Origin of the sequence: Citrobacter pasteurii (assembly GCF_019047765.1) — a bacterium.
In the GTDB taxonomy this organism is placed as follows: Bacteria; Pseudomonadota; Gammaproteobacteria; order Enterobacterales; family Enterobacteriaceae; genus Citrobacter; species Citrobacter pasteurii.
Genome location: NZ_CP077262.1, coordinates 3,819,923 through 3,835,927 on the forward strand (window position 1 = coordinate 3,819,923; position 16,005 = coordinate 3,835,927).

A 16,005-nucleotide genomic window follows, 5' to 3' on the forward strand; every position below is an offset into this window, starting at 1 on the left:
GAAGCGTGCGACATCTGACAACATTGTTGTTATCCCTGGTGGTGCTGGTCACCGCCGGGTGTGGCTGGCATCTGCGTAGTACTACGCAGGTTCCCCCCACGATGAAAACCATGATTCTGGTCACGGGTGATCCGAACGGCCCGTTAAGCCGGGCGGTACGTAATCAGTTGCGTTTGAATGACGTTACACTGCTGGAAGACAGCTCAACGCGCAAAGACGTTCCGTCCTTACGCCTTGGTGCAGTCAGCATTTCGCAGGATACCGCGTCCGTGTTCCAGAACGGTCAAACCGCTGAATACCAGATGGTGATGTCCGTGAGTGCTTCAGTCCTGATCCCGGGCCATGATATTTACCCGATCAGCGCTAAAGTCTATCGTTCATTCTTCGACAACCCACAAGCGGCACTGGCGAAGGATAACGAGCAGGAGATGATCGTTAAAGAGATGTACGACAAGGCGGCCGAGCAGTTGATTCGTAAACTGCCAAGCGTACATATCGCTGATGTTCAGTCATCCAGTGATGACGTCGAGCCTGCAGTGAAAACTGCAGCGCCAGCGTCCTCCTCTCCGGCGCGTGTTTCCACCACGCTGGGTAACTGATGCTCAAGTTGTACCCTGAACAACTCCGCGCACAGCTCAATGAAGGGCTGCGCGCGGCGTATTTACTACTGGGCAATGACCCCCTGTTGTTGCAGGAGAGCCAGGACATCGTCCGTATGGCTGCCGCCGCGCAAGGGTTCGAAGAACACCATACGTTCACCCTCGATACCAGCACCGACTGGGGCGCAATCTTTTCCCTTTGCCAGGCGATGAGCCTGTTTGCCAGCCGTCAAACGTTACTCCTGCAACTGCCAGAAAATGGCCCCAATGCCGCCATTAACGAACAACTTGCCTCGCTCGTCACGCTGCTACATGACGATCTGCTGCTTATTGTCCGTGGTAACAAGCTGACCAAAGCCCAGGAAAACGCGGCATGGTATACCGGGCTGGCGAATAACGCGGTGCTGGTCAGTTGCCAGACACCTGAACAGGCACAGCTTCCGCGTTGGGTAGCCGCAAGGGCGAAGCACCATAATCTGCAGCTGGATGACGCCGCCAACCAGCTCTTATGCTATTGCTACGAAGGCAATCTGTTAGCGTTAGCGCAGGCGCTGGAGCGGTTGTCGCTACTTTGGCCTGACGGTAAATTAACATTGCCTCGTGTGGAGCAAGCCGTTAACGATGCCGCGCACTTTACCCCCTTCCACTGGGTGGATGCGCTACTGATGGGCAAAAGCAAGCGCGCGCTGCATATTCTGCAACAGCTCCGTCTTGAAGGCAGTGAACCTGTTATTTTGTTACGTACTCTGCAGCGGGAATTATTGCTGCTGGCAAACCTGAAACGGCAGTCGGTTCATACCCCATTACGGGCATTGTTTGACAAACATCGGGTATGGCAAAATCGCCGTGGCATGATGGGAGAGGCGTTAAACCGACTGACCCCCACGCAGTTACGTCAGGCGGTCACGCTGTTAACACGTACGGAAATTACGCTTAAACAAGACTATGGTCAGTCAGTGTGGGCGGAGCTTGAGGGACTTTCCCTGTTGCTTTGCCATAAATCACTGGCAGATGTTTTTATTGATGGTTGATATGAAATCATTGCAGGCTCTGTTCGGTGGCACCTTTGATCCGGTGCATTATGGTCATCTGAAACCCGTTGAAATTCTGGCTAATCTGATTGGCCTGTCTCGGGTCATTGTCATGCCCAATAACGTGCCACCACATCGTGCGCAACCGGAAGCCTCCAGCGCCCAGCGTAAACATATGCTTGAACTGGCCATTGCCGACAAGCCTTTGTTTTCACTGGATGAACGCGAGCTAAAACGCGATACCGCCTCGTACACCGCGCAAACGCTAAAAGAGTGGCGCGAGGAGCAAGGCCCGAACGTGCCGTTAGCATTTATCATTGGTCAGGATTCGCTGCTGACCTTCCCTTCCTGGCACGACTACCACACAATTCTGGACAACACCCATCTTATCGTGTGTCGACGACCGGGTTATCCGCTTGAGATGGCACAGGAACAGCACCAGCAATGGCTGGAAAATCATCTGACGCATTCGCCGGATGACCTGCACAACCTGCCTTGCGGGAAAATTTACCTGGCCGAAACGCCGTGGTTCAATATCTCCGCCACGCTTATCCGCGAACGCCTGGAAAAAGGCGAGCCGTGCGACGACTTACTGCCACGCGCCGTGCTCGACTATATCAACCAGCAGGGTTTGTACCGCTAAGCGTGTTGTTTAATGCCGCCAGCAGGCGGTCGTTTTCTTCCTGACTGCGAACAGCAACCCGGTAATAACGCGCGTCCAGGCCAGGGTAATTGGCACAACTGCGGATCAAAACATGTTGTTCCAGCAGTGATTTTTGCAAATCGATATCCGGTCGATCGCAGCGTAACAGCCGATAGTTAGCCCGACCGGGATAGACTGTCAGGCCGGGCAGTGTTTGCAATTGTTGATCAAATCGCTGTCCTTCCTGCGCCAGCCATTTCCACGTCGCCTGCTGGTAGGCGCTATCGCTAAGAATCATCTCTCCCGCCAGCGCGGCAAATGCGTTAATTGACCACGGCATTTGTCGGCTGCGCATCCGTGCCACGGCCTGTTCGTCACTATTGACCAGATAACCCAGTCGCAATCCCGGTATCGCATAGAACTTGGTCAGCGAGCGAAGAACCCAAATGTGCGGATTCTCTTGTAGCCGCGGAATAAAACCCTCCTCCCCGGCAATAAAATCGATAAAGGCTTCATCCAGAATCAAGGTAATCCCCAATTCGGCGCAGCGCGTTGCTATCGCAGCAAGCAGATTACCATCGGGCAATAGCCCTGTAGGGTTGTTGGGCGTACAGAGAAAAAGGCAGTCCAGCTGCGGCGTTAACGCTTCAAGGATCGTGGAGGTGAGCTGCCAACCATCCTCCTCGCGCAGCGCAAACTCATGGATTGCACATTCGCCCCATTCCAGCGCCCGGCGGTATTCAGCAAACCCGGGGGCAACAATCATCGCATGACGCGGCTTGAGCCCATTAACCAGAGTGAAAATAGATTCTGTTTCGCCATTCCCCGCGACAATCCACGAAACAGGTACCTGATGATGCTGCGCCAGCGCCGCATGCAACTGGGTGTAGTCAACGTCCGGGTAGCATTCAGCCCTGTCCAGATTGTCGATAAGCGCGCATTTTAAGGTTGCGGGCATACCCAGCGGGTTAATATTCGCGCTAAAATCCAGCAATTGCTCAGGCGGGATGCCCAACAATGCGGCGGCTTCTCGGGTATTACCGCCGTGCGCGCTCTTCAATAAAGACATCGTGCCGCTCCAGTCAAAAAAGGGTATTTTATTGAAAAAATCTCTGCGCAATCAGGGCAAGCATCATATTTTGTGCGAATAGGCCCAAGAGGAAAAAATGAGACTCTGGTTAGTACGTCACGGAGAAACCGAAGCCAATGTCGCTGGGTTATACAGCGGTCATGCCCCAACACCGCTAACGGAACGGGGGATTGCTCAGGCGCAATCACTGAGTGGACTGCTACACAATGTCTCTTTCGACAACGTTCTGTGCAGCGAGCTGGAGCGTGCCCGCCATACAACGCAGTTGATCTTAGGCGATCGCGAGATTCCTGTGCGTATCATGCCTGAACTTAATGAGATGTGCTTTGGCGACTGGGAAATGCGCCATCATCGCGATCTTGCGCGTGAAGACGCTGAAAATTATGCCATATGGTGTAACGACTGGCAGAATGCGACCCCAACCAACGGTGAAGGATTCCAGGCATTTTCACAGCGTGTTGAACGTTTCATTGCTCAGCTTGCTGATTACAAAGACAGTCAAAATCTGTTGGTGGTAAGTCATCAGGGCGTGCTGAGCGTGCTGGTGGCCCGGCTGCTGTCCATGCCCGCGGCCGCCATGTGGCACTTTCGCATCGAACAGGGATGCTGGAGTGCCATTGATTTTTGTGACGATTTTGCAGTTCTGAAAGTTCTCAATAGTCGCGCCGTATGGCACGAGGGGGAGTGAATGCACTGTTTTTTCTGCCGAAGGGCCTCTCTCCCATTGACACCCTATGACAGGCTGCTATTCTCCGCAACCTGACTTTTCCCGCCTTTCAGAGCTTTGCAGAAATTGTTTTACAAAAATGGCGATGCATTCTGTTGCGTGGGGTGGGATGATAGCGCACCTCAAAAGCGCTTTCGGAGACATTTGTCCCGATATCGCCTCTGGTTCAGGTATACTAACAGACGTTTTTAACTCTTTTTCACCCAGGGGGAACACTTGCAGGGTAAAGCACTCCAGGATTTTGTAATCGACAAAATTGATGACCTGAAAGGTCAAGACATCATCGCCTTAGATGTTCAGGGCAAATCCAGTATCACCGATTGCATGATTATCTGCACTGGCACGTCCAGCCGCCATGTCATGTCTATCGCCGATCACGTTGTTCAGGAATCTCGCACTGCCGGTCTGCTGCCGCTTGGCGTAGAAGGTGAAAACGTAGCTGACTGGATCGTCGTCGATCTTGGCGATGTGATTGTCCACGTTATGCAGGAAGAGAGTCGTCGCCTGTATGAACTGGAAAAACTCTGGAGTTAATGCGTGAAGCTGCAACTTGTCGCTGTGGGTACGAAAATGCCTGACTGGGTGCAAACCGGTTTTACGGAGTACCTGCGGCGGTTTCCAAAAGACATGCCCTTTGAGCTGATTGAAATCCCGGCAGGAAAACGCGGCAAGAACGCGGACATTAAGCGCATTCTCGACAAAGAGGGTGAACAGATGCTGGCCGCCGCAGGCAAAAACCGCATCGTCACCCTTGATATCCCAGGAAAACCCTGGGACACGCCACAGCTGGCGACCGAGCTGGAACGCTGGAAACTGGATGGTCGTGACGTCAGTCTGTTGATTGGCGGGCCGGAAGGACTGTCCCCTGCCTGTAAAGCGGCAGCGGAGCAAAGCTGGTCACTCTCTGCGTTAACTCTTCCCCACCCTCTTGTTCGGGTGCTGGTCGCAGAGAGTCTGTACAGGGCGTGGAGCATTACCACCAACCATCCTTATCACCGTGAGTGATCATTGATTCTTGAGTAGATTAAGCAGCGGATGAAACTACAGAATTCTTTTCGCGACTATACGGCTGAGTCCGCGCTGTTTGTGCGCAGGGCGCTGGTCGCTTTTTTGGGGATTTTGCTGCTCACTGGCGTGCTAATCGCCAATCTTTATAATCTGCAAATCGTTCGCTTTACTGATTATCAGACCCGTTCGAACGAGAACCGCATCAAACTGGTGCCTATTGCCCCCAGCCGCGGCATCATTTATGACCGCAACGGAATTCCCCTCGCCCTTAACCGCACCATTTATCAGATAGAGATGATGCCGGAGAAGGTCGACAATATTCAGGATACCCTCGAGGCGCTACGCAACGTCGTGGATCTGACCGATGACGATATCGCAGCCTTTAAAAAAGAGCGAGCCCGCTCGCACCGATTCACCTCGATCCCGGTAAAAACCAACCTGACTGAAGTTCAGGTCGCTCGCTTTGCCGTGAATCAGTACCGTTTCCCCGGCGTCGAGGTCAAAGGCTATAAACGCCGCTATTATCCGTACGGCTCTGCACTGACCCACGTGATTGGCTACGTATCGAAGATCAACGATAAAGACGTTGAACGCCTGGATAAAGACGGCAAGTTGGCCAACTACGCAGCCACGCATGACATCGGCAAGCTGGGTATCGAGCGCTATTACGAAGACGTACTTCATGGCCAAACCGGTTATGAAGAGGTTGAAGTCAATAACCGTGGCCGCGTCATTCGTCAGTTGAAAGAAGTGGCGCCGCAGGCCGGGCACGATATCTATCTGACGCTTGATTTAAAACTCCAGCAATACATTGAAACGCTGCTGGCGGGAAGCCGTGCCGCCGTCGTGGTCACAGACCCGCGTACCGGCGGTGTCCTGGCACTGGTCTCTATGCCGAGTTACGATCCGAACCTGTTCGTGGACGGCATCTCCAGCAAAGATTATTCTGGGTTACTCAATGACCCCAATACCCCACTGGTTAACCGCGCCACGCAAGGCGTTTACCCTCCGGCATCCACGGTTAAACCTTATGTTGCGGTCTCTGCGTTAAGCGCAGGCGTTATTACCCGCAATACCGGGCTATTCGATCCCGGCTGGTGGCAATTACCCGGCTCAGAGAAACGTTACCGTGACTGGAAAAAATGGGGGCACGGTCATCTGAACATCACCCGTTCTCTGGAAGAGTCCGCTGATACGTTTTTCTATCAAATCGCCTATGATATGGGGATTGACCGTCTTTCTGAGTGGATGAGCAAGTTTGGTTACGGTCATTATACGGGCATCGATCTCGCTGAAGAGCGAGCAGGAAACATGCCAACCCGTGAGTGGAAGCAAAAACGGTTTAAAAAGCCCTGGTACCAGGGTGATACAATCCCCGTCGGTATCGGTCAGGGCTACTGGACAGCAACGCCTATCCAGATGAGTAAGGCGCTGATGATCCTCATCAACGACGGCATGGTGAAAGTCCCGCATCTGCTGATGAGCACGGCAGAAAATGGCAAGCAAGTGCCGTGGGTACAGCCACATGAGCCTCCTGTCGGTGACATTCATTCTGGCTACTGGGAAATCGCCAAAGACGGTATGTACGGTGTAGCGAATCGCCCTAATGGGACTGCGCACAAGTATTTTGCTGGCGCACCCTACAAAATTGCGGCGAAATCCGGTACCGCGCAGGTATTTGGCCTGAAAGCCAATGAAACCTATAACGCACATAAGATCGCCGAACGTTTACGCGACCACAAACTGATGACTGCATTCGCGCCCTATGACAAACCCGAGGTCGCTGTCGCGATGATCCTCGAAAACGGTGGGGCCGGTCCGGCGGTAGGTACACTCATGCGCCAGATCCTTGACCACATTATGTTGGGCGACAACAACACCAATCTGCCTGCTGAAAACCCGGCGGTTGCAGCAGGTGAGGACCAATAATCGTGACGGATAATCCGAACAAAAAAACATTCTGGGACAAAATTCATATCGATCCCACAATGTTGCTTATCTTGCTGGCCCTGCTGGTATACAGCTCGCTGGTCATCTGGAGCGCCAGCGGCCAGGATATTGGCATGATGGAACGTAAGGTCGGCCAGATCGCTATGGGGCTGGTCATCATGGTGGTGATGGCGCAAATTCCGCCCAGAGTCTATGAAGGTTGGGCGCCGTACCTCTATATCTTCTGTATCATCCTGTTGGTTGCTGTCGATGCCTTCGGCGCCATTTCCAAAGGCGCACAACGTTGGCTGGATTTGGGAATCGTGCGTTTTCAGCCCTCGGAAATCGCCAAGATAGCCGTCCCGCTGATGGTGGCGCGCTTTATCAACCGCGATGTCTGCCCACCTTCGCTGAAGAATACGGCTATTGCGCTGGTGCTCATTTTTATGCCAACGCTGCTGGTTGCCGCGCAGCCTGACCTTGGAACCTCAATCCTGGTTGCGCTTTCCGGCCTGTTTGTCTTGTTCCTCTCCGGGTTGAGCTGGCGTTTAATCGGCGTTGCCGTGGTTCTGGTGGCCGCATTTATTCCAATACTGTGGTTCTTCCTGATGCATGATTACCAGCGACAACGCGTGATGATGCTTCTCGACCCGGAAACCGATCCGCTGGGCGCGGGCTATCACATTATTCAGTCTAAAATTGCTATTGGTTCAGGTGGGCTACGCGGCAAAGGCTGGTTGCATGGTACGCAGTCGCAGTTGGAGTTTTTGCCCGAACGTCATACTGACTTTATCTTTGCAGTACTGGCGGAAGAGCTGGGTCTGGTAGGGATTTTAATCCTGCTTGCCCTGTACATTTTGCTGATTATGCGCGGATTGTGGATCGCCGCCCACGCACAAACGACCTTTGGTCGCGTCATGGCCGGTGGTTTAATGTTGATATTATTCGTTTATGTCTTCGTAAATATTGGTATGGTGAGCGGTATTCTGCCTGTAGTTGGGGTTCCACTCCCACTGGTCAGTTACGGAGGCTCTGCACTGATCGTGCTGATGGCCGGGTTCGGGATTGTCATGTCGATCCACACCCATAGAAAAATGTTGTCAAAAAGCGTGTAAGGGGTACGCAATGCGTAAGCAGTGGATTGGAATCTGCATCGCAGCAGGAATGCTCGCGGCGTGTTCAAGTGATGATGGTCAGCAACAGGCTGCCGTCGCGCCGCAGCCTGCGGTGTGTAATGGTCCGATTGTTGAAATCAGCGGAGCCGATCCGCGCTTTGAACCCCTGAACCCAACGGCGAATCAGGACTATCAGCGTGACGGTAAGAGCTACAAGATAGTCCAGGATCCCTCTCGCTTTAGCCAGGCTGGACTGGCCGCCATTTACGATGCGGAGCCAGGAAGTAATTTAACCGCCTCAGGTGAAGCGTTTGACCCGATGCAGCTGACCGCTGCGCACCCGACGCTGCCTGTTCCAAGCTATGCCAGAATTACCAACCTGGCAAACGGCAGGATGATCGTCGTGCGCATTAACGATCGCGGTCCTTATGGCAACGATCGCGTAATCTCACTTTCACGTGCCGCCGCCGATCGTCTGAACACATCTAACAACACGAAAGTGCGTATCGATCCTATCATTGTCGCACAGGATGGTTCTCTGTCCGGCCCAGGTATGGCCTGTACCACAGTCGCTAAACAAACGTATGCCCTGCCCTCTCGCCCTGATTTAAGCGGCGGCGGCAGCATGCCTGCTACACCGGATGCGGGTCAGCCGCAAGGTGATATCCGCCCGATCAGCAATTCCACCCTGAAAAGCGATGACCCTACCGGAGCACCAGTAAACAGCGGTGGTTTCCTCGGCGCACCGACCACGCTCGCTTCCGGTGTGCTTGAAGGTAGCGAACCGACGCCAGCGCCACAACCTGCCGCCCCTGTGACTGCGCCAGCCACAACACCGACTGTCGCAGCAGCACCAGCCGCCGCCGTTGCCACTCCGGCAGCCGCAGCCAACGGTCGTTACGTCGTTCAGGTTGGCGCGGTAAGCGAGCAGGCGCGTGCACAGCAGTATCAAAAGCGTTTAAGTCAGCAGTTTGGCGTTCCGGGCCGGGTTGTGCAAAACGGCGCCGTTTGGCGTATTCAGATGGGGCCATTCGCCAGCAAGGCTGAAGCCTCCACACTGCAGCAGCGTCTCCAATCCGAGGCGCAATTACAGTCCTTCATCACCGGCGTGTAATAACGTAAGCCAGGCATCTGAGTTGTCAATTTCTGTAAATGACATTAACAAAGTCACGCGGAAAGTCAGATGCCTGCCAGTTATGCATTTGCTATAGTAGGGCACTTTTTTTAATTTCACCACGGACGTCGTAGTTCAGACCATGAAGACCACTTTTTCCGCTCGTTTCGTGCAGCGCATGGCGCTCACCGCGGCTCTCTGCGCAGCCTCTCTTTCTGCTGCCCATGCAGATGACCTGAATATTAAAACCATGATCCCGGGTGTTCCGCAGATCGATGCGGAGTCGTATATCCTGATTGATTACAATTCAGGTAAAGTTCTCGCTGAACAGAATGCGGACTCTCGCCGTGACCCCGCCAGCCTGACCAAAATGATGACCAGCTACGTCATCGGCCAGGCGATGAAAGCCGGGAAATTTAAAGAAACCGATCTGGTCACCGTCGGCAATGACGCTTGGGCAACAGGCAACCCTGTCTTTAAAGGTTCATCGCTGATGTTCCTCAAACCTGGCATGCAGGTTCCTGTTTCTCAGCTGATCCGTGGCATCAACCTGCAATCCGGTAACGATGCTTGCGTGGCGATGGCGGACTTCGCGGCCGGTAGTCAGGATGCTTTCGTCGGTCTGATGAACAGCTATGTTAATGCGCTGGGGCTGAAAAACACCCACTTCCAGACCGTACATGGTCTCGATGCAGAGGGTCAGTACAGCTCGGCCCGCGACATGGCGATGATTGGTCAGGCGCTGATCCGCGACGTGCCTAACGAATACTCTATCTATAAAGAAAAAGAGTTCACCTTTAACGGTATCCGCCAGCTCAACCGTAACGGTCTGCTGTGGGATAACAGCCTGAATGTTGACGGTATCAAAACCGGCCACACTGACAAAGCTGGCTACAACCTCGTTGCATCCGCAACCGAAGGCCAGATGCGTTTGATCTCCGCCGTGATGGGTGGTCGCACCTATAAAGGCCGCGAAACTGAAAGTAAAAAACTGCTGACCTGGGGCTTCCGTTTCTTTGAAACCGTGAACCCGCTGAAAGTCGGCAAAGAGTTTGCTTCAGAACCGGCCTGGTTTGGTAATACCGATCGTGCGTCATTAGGTGTCGATAAAGACGTGTACCTGACTATTCCACGCGGCCGCATGAAAGATCTGAAAGCCAGCTATGTTCTGAACACCACGGAACTGCATGCACCGCTGCAGAAAAACCAGGTTGTCGGCACCATCAACTTCCAGCTTGATGGCAAAACCATTGAACAGCGTCCGCTGGTGGTTCTGCAGGAAATCCCGGAAGGCAACTTCTTTGGTAAAATCATTGATTACATTAAATTAATGTTCCATCACTGGTTTGGCTAAAAATCGAACACTTGAAAGTGTGATTTACGTCCCCATATACTAGGTATCCAGATAACTCCCACGCGCCGTGGGAGTTATTATTTTTTGATGTAACGCCGGAGCTGACATGAAAACCAAACTTAACGAACTGCTTGAATTCCCTACTCCATTTACTTACAAAGTAATGGGGCAGGCGTTGCCTGAGCTGGTTGATCAGGTGGTTGAAGTGGTACAGCGCCATGCGCCAGGTGATTACTCCCCAACGGTAAAACCGAGCAGCAAAGGCAATTACCACTCGGTCTCAATCACTATTACCGCTACACACATTGAGCAGGTTGAAACACTGTACGAAGAATTAGGTAATATCGATATCGTACGTATGGTGCTGTAAAAACCTGTCGGTTACCCGCGGCATCCCCGCTCGGGTAACCTCTCCCCTCTGTGATATACTTTTCCCCTCTTTAACATTCTCTACTCTATGTGAGTATCTACGGAGATGCCGTTTTGTATCAGGATAAAATTCTTGTCCGCCAGCTCGGTCTGCAATCCTACGAGCCAGTCTCTCTGGCCATGCACGAATTCACCGATACCCGCGATGAAAACAGTCATGACGAAATCTGGCTGGTAGAGCATTATCCTGTCTTCACCCAGGGTCAGGCCGGTAAAGCAGAGCACGTACTGATGCCCGGTGATATTCCTGTTATCCAGAGCGATCGTGGCGGTCAGGTGACCTACCACGGGCCAGGCCAGCAGGTCATGTATGTGCTGTTGAACCTGAAGCGTCGTAAACTTGGCGTTCGCGAACTGGTTACGCTGCTGGAGCAAACCGTTGTGAATACGCTTGCGGAAATCGGTATTGATGCCCACCCGCGAGCCGATGCGCCTGGCGTATACGTCGGGGAGAAGAAAATCTGCTCGTTAGGGTTACGTATCCGTAGAGGCTGCTCGTTTCACGGCTTAGCGCTCAACGTGGATATGGATTTGTCGCCTTTCCTGCGTATCAATCCTTGTGGTTACGCCGGAATGGAGATGGCGAAAGTATCGCAGTGGGATAGCTCAGCCACGACCGAGAACATTCGCCCACGCCTGCTGGCGAACATCTTAGCGCTGTTGGGCAATCCCCCCCACGAGTACATCGCAGACTGAAAAACAGGTTATCGTTTGCCGCAGCAAATGTTGTGGCAAATGGCACAAAACAACAACTATTTTACATTTTGCCAGCCTGTCAGGCTGCTTTCTGGCCCGTTTCAATGATATACTGCGTATCACTAATTCAAAAATAGTTGATAAATGCAACATTCCCTTGAATTGAAACGCTTTCCTTCGTAATTCGCAACTGGAACACGCAAGCTATGAGTAAACCCATTGTGATGGAACGCGGTGTTAAATACCGCGATGCCGATAAGATGGCTCTTATCCCGGTAAAAAATGTAGCAACAGAGCGCGAAGCCCTGCTGCGTAAGCCGGAATGGATGAAAATAAAACTGCCAGCGGACTCCACTCGCATCCAGGGTATCAAAGCAGCGATGCGCAAAAATGGCCTGCACTCTGTATGCGAAGAAGCGTCCTGCCCTAACCTGGCAGAATGTTTCAACCACGGGACCGCGACCTTTATGATCCTCGGCGCAATCTGTACCCGCCGTTGCCCATTCTGTGACGTTGCCCATGGTCGCCCGGTTGCCCCTGATGCTAACGAACCGTTAAAACTGGCTCAGACGATTGCTGACATGGCGCTGCGCTATGTCGTCATTACCTCCGTTGACCGCGACGATCTACGCGATGGTGGCGCTCAGCATTTCGCGGATTGTATCACCGCTATTCGTGAGAAGAGCCCGTCGATTAAAATCGAAACGCTGGTGCCTGACTTCCGTGGTCGTATGGATCGCGCGCTGGATATCCTCACAGCCACGCCGCCGGACGTGTTTAACCACAACCTCGAGAACGTTCCGCGTATTTACCGCAACGTACGCCCTGGGGCTGATTACAACTGGTCACTGAAGCTTCTGGAACGTTTCAAGGAAGCACACCCTGAGATCCCAACCAAATCCGGTCTGATGGTGGGTCTGGGTGAAACCAATGCTGAAATCATTGAGGTTATGCGCGATCTGCGCAGTCACGGCGTGACAATGCTGACGCTGGGGCAGTATTTACAGCCAAGCCGTCACCACCTGCCGGTTCAGCGCTATGTAAGCCCGGACGAGTTTGATGAGATGAAGGCTGAAGCGATGTCCATGGGCTTTACCCATGCAGCCTGCGGCCCATTTGTTCGTTCTTCATACCATGCTGACATGCAGGCCAAAGGGCTGGAAGTGAAGTAATCGTGTAATACTCACTTACATTTCAGCAATAAAAAAACCGGCAATTGCCGGTTTTTTTTCATGCAGAGTATGCAGTATGAGCATCGTGCTCCTGACATTACTCTTTATGGGAAAGCTTCTCAGTCTGAACGCTACCGTCAGCCTCTTTCCTGGCATCGGCATTATCATCGTTCATCGCCTTCTTGAAGCCTTTAATTGCCGTTCCCAGGTCTCCACCCAGTGTACGTAACTTCTTGGTACCAAACAGCAGAACGACCAGTGCGGCAACCACCAGCAGTTTGGTAATACTAATCTCACCCATAGATACCTTCTTAACTTAAACCAGGCTGCATAAAGCGCCATATTAACCTGAGAATATTAACGGCCTTTCGACGCGCGCACACAATAGCAATCTGTAACAAGGTGAATCAAGCCTTGTTTAAAAAAACGTCATAATAATTGCGGTGGCGCAAAGCGGCGGTTACGTAACACAGGAAGTTGCGCCCTGACCTGCCTCACCCGCTCGGCAGAAACCTCCGTCATTATCAGCGCGGGCGTTTCCGCCGCAGCGGCAATGGTCACACCAAACGGATCGATAACCCGGCTTTGGCCAATATTCTTGTTACCGCACTCCCCTGCAGCAATCACATAACAGGTTGCATCCAGGGCTCTTGCCGCCAAAAGCGTAGCCCAGTGATACTCTTTCAGCGATCCTCGCACCCAGGCAGCCGGTAAGACCAGGATTTCAGCCCCCTGTAACGCGAGCGCCAATGCCAGCTCAGGGAAGCGCAGGTCATAGCAGGTCATTAACCCTACTTTTAATCCGCCAACGTCCAGCAGCGGCGCTACAGCCTCACCTGCATCGACATTCCGCGACTCCTGAATCGAAAAAGCATCGTAGAGATGTAATTTCGCGTAATGGGCCACGACTCGACCTGCCCGAAGTGCCACCAGCATATTCAACGCCCGGCCAGGCACAGAGGGAACATGAATCGTCAGAATCGTCGTCATCTCGTTTTGCGCGCTCTCTTGCTGTAGCCGCGTCAAAAAACCGCCCTCCAGTAGCTGAGCTGACTTCACCGATAAATCGGGGTCGAGATCGTCACGGGCTAACAGCGCTTCCGGCAACACCAACAGAGATGCTCCCTCTCCTGCGGCCTGAGACATCAACTGGACACACGTTTCCGCATTTTTTTCCCACGAGGGGCTCACGGCAAATTGCCCTGCTGCAACAAACATATTCCCTCCAGAAAAATGGGTTAAGCTCGCCAACAACGATTATTCAGCGTTACACTCACGCTATATACAATCAAATAGCAGGATTACGCAGTGTTACAACTCCTTTTAGCAGTTTTTATCGGTGGCGGTACAGGAAGCGTAGCAAGATGGATGTTAAGCATGCGCTTCAATCCGCTGCATCAGGCCATCCCATTCGGTACGCTGGCAGCAAATCTGATTGGCGCGTTTATTATTGGCATGGGGCTGGCGTGGTTTAACCGCATGACAAACATTGATCCAATGTGGAAAGTGTTCATTACCACCGGTTTCTGCGGGGGACTGACGACGTTTTCAACCTTCTCGGCAGAAGTGGTGTTTTTGCTGCAGGAAGGACGCTTTGGTTGGGCAATGGTGAATGTGCTGGTTAATCTGTTGGGTTCATTTGCGATGACCGCCCTGGCATTCTGGCTGGTTTCAGCTTCTCCTGCACACTAGGCGAAAAAAACCCGCAATTAAGCGGGTTTTGAATGCTTGCTGTCGTATGCTTACAGAGCGATTACGTTTGCAGCTGAAGGGCCTTTGGCACCGTTAGTGATTTCGAACTCTACGCGCTGACCTTCAGCCAGAGTTTTAAAACCATTGGTCTGGATTGCAGAGAAGTGTACGAACACGTCTTTGCTGCCATCTTCCGGAGTAATGAAACCGAATCCTTTGGACTCATTAAACCACTTAACGTTACCTTTAATCTTAGACATCAAAATTACCTTTACATGAAAAATAGACACAAATGCTGTGTCGGGTATCAGTACAACAATTGTGATGCACTTTGTCCAGTCGAACTTTGTCAAAAAGTGATAAATGTCGCGTTATTTTTCAGACAAACAATATATCCATTTGTTTTTAAACAAGTTTATAATAATCCACCTGACAATACAGGTAGTCTGTCAAAACTGGAAACGCATCCAGGCAAAGTAGACATTTCCGTTGTTATACGTACCCGGAATGTAGGTCATCTGGAACGTTGCCGGGCCATAGCCTATCGATGCCAACGGCAGGATCAATGGCACGGGAATATAGTTCCAGTTATCGCGCGCGGTGAAACCAGCTGTATAGCCCAGCCCCAGACGGAAATTATCATCGGCCAGCGGTCGCCAGGTTTTTTCCCAGCCATAGCCGCCAATCGGCTCCCATTTATTGAAGGAATCCTTGAAGGCCATAATATAGAGCCCGTGCCAATTACCCTTATCATCCCAACGGGACTGGCCAAATCCTGCCCCCCAGGGACGTTCGTTGTAGCGATCGGTTTTCTCTTTATCGTAGGCAAAACGCGCATGCCAGGTAATGGCCGGCACATACAGATCATAATGTTCGGGCTGCTGCCAGGTTTCACTGACATTATCTTTAAAAGTATCAAACCACCCTTTATCCTCAGCAATCCCCTGGGGAATAAAGGCTAACTGAATAAAAAGAAATGAAAAAAATGAGAAAATAACGTTTAGCGACAATCACGACTTAATTACCATCCTGGGAGTTAGTATTAATTGTAGCAAACGGAACCTTAACGTTAACTTAACAAAGATGCGCTAATAAAAAATCAGAATATTCTCCACATATAAATTTTAGATTATTATCATTATGTTTATTGTGGTTTTTATTTATGACACGCTCTCTTATTTTTATTAACCAGCTTTTTTATGCAAAAACGCCAAAATATATTACAATAAATTAACATAAATGCATCATTACAAAGCAAAATAACACATAAAACCAGAGCGCTTTACAACTTTTGATTGCAGTACTCCCTTCTCATCCGCTATGTTGAAAAAACGCCTGCGCCATCGGTTGAATCCGTATTTTTATTGATTTTAATCAGCAAGAGGCAGGTGTTTATTAGGCACATT

The 16,005-nt window shown here is 51.7% G+C and carries 18 protein-coding genes and 1 pseudogene; 14 read left to right on the forward strand and 5 right to left on the reverse strand.

The window, feature by feature from the left end:
• Positions 1–5 precede the first annotated feature (5 nt).
• Genes lptE through nadD form a run of 3 tightly spaced genes read left to right on the forward strand, consistent with a single transcriptional unit; the run spans position 6 to position 2,273 of the window.
• Positions 6–599, forward strand: a complete 594-nt coding sequence (lptE, locus tag I6L54_RS18625; RefSeq protein WP_040232549.1) for an LPS assembly lipoprotein LptE — start codon at positions 6–8, stop codon at positions 597–599.
• A complete protein-coding gene (gene holA / locus I6L54_RS18630) occupies positions 599–1,630 on the forward strand; it encodes a DNA polymerase III subunit delta (RefSeq protein WP_005121426.1) in 1,032 nt (343 codons plus the stop codon). The genes lptE and holA overlap by 1 nt, the downstream gene beginning before the upstream one ends.
• Before the next feature lies 1 nt (position 1,631).
• Positions 1,632–2,273: a nicotinate-nucleotide adenylyltransferase gene (gene nadD / locus I6L54_RS18635; protein ID WP_005121427.1), complete on the forward strand. Its 642-nt coding sequence runs from the start codon at positions 1,632–1,634 to the stop codon at positions 2,271–2,273.
• Here nadD and cobD read toward each other — a convergent pair.
• Positions 2,248–3,342, reverse strand: a complete 1,095-nt coding sequence (gene cobD, locus I6L54_RS18640) for a threonine-phosphate decarboxylase CobD (protein WP_040232552.1) — start codon at positions 3,340–3,342, stop codon at positions 2,248–2,250. The two genes, nadD and cobD, sit on opposite strands and share 26 nt — an antisense overlap.
• A 97-nt stretch (positions 3,343–3,439) precedes the next feature.
• Between cobD and I6L54_RS18645 the strand changes: the two genes are divergently transcribed.
• From I6L54_RS18645 to lipA, 10 genes are all read left to right on the forward strand, one after another.
• The gene (locus tag I6L54_RS18645) at positions 3,440–4,051 is read left to right on the forward strand and encodes an adenosylcobalamin/alpha-ribazole phosphatase (RefSeq protein WP_040232553.1); all 612 of its coding nucleotides are present in this window, start codon (positions 3,440–3,442) and stop codon (positions 4,049–4,051) included.
• 255 nt (positions 4,052–4,306) lie between these two features.
• Entirely contained in the window at positions 4,307–4,624 is a 318-nt protein-coding gene (gene rsfS / locus I6L54_RS18650; RefSeq protein WP_003022728.1) for a ribosome silencing factor, read from the forward strand.
• Positions 4,625–4,627: 3 nt separating this feature from the next.
• A complete protein-coding gene (rlmH, locus tag I6L54_RS18655; RefSeq protein ID WP_003022725.1) occupies positions 4,628–5,095 on the forward strand; it encodes a 23S rRNA (pseudouridine(1915)-N(3))-methyltransferase RlmH in 468 nt (155 codons plus the stop codon).
• 30 nt (positions 5,096–5,125) lie between these two features.
• Complete coding sequence (gene mrdA / locus I6L54_RS18660; protein ID WP_005121432.1) at positions 5,126–7,027, forward strand: peptidoglycan DD-transpeptidase MrdA; 1,902 nt, start codon at positions 5,126–5,128, stop codon at positions 7,025–7,027.
• 2 nt (positions 7,028–7,029) lie between these two features.
• Positions 7,030–8,142, forward strand: coding sequence for a peptidoglycan glycosyltransferase MrdB (gene mrdB, locus I6L54_RS18665; protein WP_003022718.1), 1,113 nt, complete (start codon positions 7,030–7,032; stop codon positions 8,140–8,142).
• Positions 8,143–8,152: 10 nt separating this feature from the next.
• Positions 8,153–9,256, forward strand: coding sequence for an endolytic peptidoglycan transglycosylase RlpA (gene rlpA / locus I6L54_RS18670; RefSeq protein ID WP_005121434.1), 1,104 nt, complete (start codon positions 8,153–8,155; stop codon positions 9,254–9,256).
• Between the two features lie 142 nt (positions 9,257–9,398).
• On the forward strand, positions 9,399–10,610 hold the full coding sequence (gene dacA / locus I6L54_RS18675; protein ID WP_005121435.1) for a D-alanyl-D-alanine carboxypeptidase DacA: 1,212 nt from the start codon (positions 9,399–9,401) through the stop codon (positions 10,608–10,610).
• A 106-nt stretch (positions 10,611–10,716) separates the two neighbouring features.
• Positions 10,717–10,980, forward strand: coding sequence for a DUF493 family protein YbeD (gene ybeD / locus I6L54_RS18680; protein ID WP_003022706.1), 264 nt, complete (start codon positions 10,717–10,719; stop codon positions 10,978–10,980).
• A 113-nt stretch (positions 10,981–11,093) separates the two neighbouring features.
• Complete coding sequence (gene lipB, locus I6L54_RS18685; RefSeq protein ID WP_040232555.1) at positions 11,094–11,735, forward strand: lipoyl(octanoyl) transferase LipB; 642 nt, start codon at positions 11,094–11,096, stop codon at positions 11,733–11,735.
• 206 nt (positions 11,736–11,941) lie between these two features.
• Positions 11,942–12,907 carry a lipoyl synthase gene (lipA, locus tag I6L54_RS18690; protein ID WP_040232557.1) on the forward strand — a complete coding sequence of 322 codons (966 nt, stop codon included), beginning with the start codon at positions 11,942–11,944 and terminating at the stop codon, positions 12,905–12,907.
• Positions 12,908–13,004: 97 nt separating this feature from the next.
• Here lipA and tatE read toward each other — a convergent pair whose 3' ends face one another.
• Entirely contained in the window at positions 13,005–13,208 is a 204-nt protein-coding gene (gene tatE, locus I6L54_RS18695) for a twin-arginine translocase subunit TatE (RefSeq protein WP_005120835.1), read from the reverse strand.
• A gap of 128 nt (positions 13,209–13,336) precedes the next feature.
• Entirely contained in the window at positions 13,337–14,125 is a 789-nt protein-coding gene (locus I6L54_RS18700) for a deaminated glutathione amidase (RefSeq protein ID WP_040232559.1), read from the reverse strand.
• Positions 14,126–14,215: 90 nt separating this feature from the next.
• Here I6L54_RS18700 and crcB point away from each other — a divergent pair, with 90 nt between their 5' ends.
• Positions 14,216–14,599, forward strand: a complete 384-nt coding sequence (gene crcB, locus I6L54_RS18705; protein WP_040232560.1) for a fluoride efflux transporter CrcB — start codon at positions 14,216–14,218, stop codon at positions 14,597–14,599.
• Between the two features lie 50 nt (positions 14,600–14,649).
• On the opposite strand, the gene cspE is transcribed toward crcB, so the two are convergent.
• Positions 14,650–14,859: a transcription antiterminator/RNA stability regulator CspE gene (cspE, locus tag I6L54_RS18710; RefSeq protein WP_000034825.1), complete on the reverse strand. Its 210-nt coding sequence runs from the start codon at positions 14,857–14,859 to the stop codon at positions 14,650–14,652.
• A 189-nt stretch (positions 14,860–15,048) separates the two neighbouring features.
• A pseudogene (gene pagP, locus I6L54_RS18715) lies at positions 15,049–15,613 on the reverse strand (lipid IV(A) palmitoyltransferase PagP).
• Positions 15,614–16,005 lie beyond the last annotated feature (392 nt).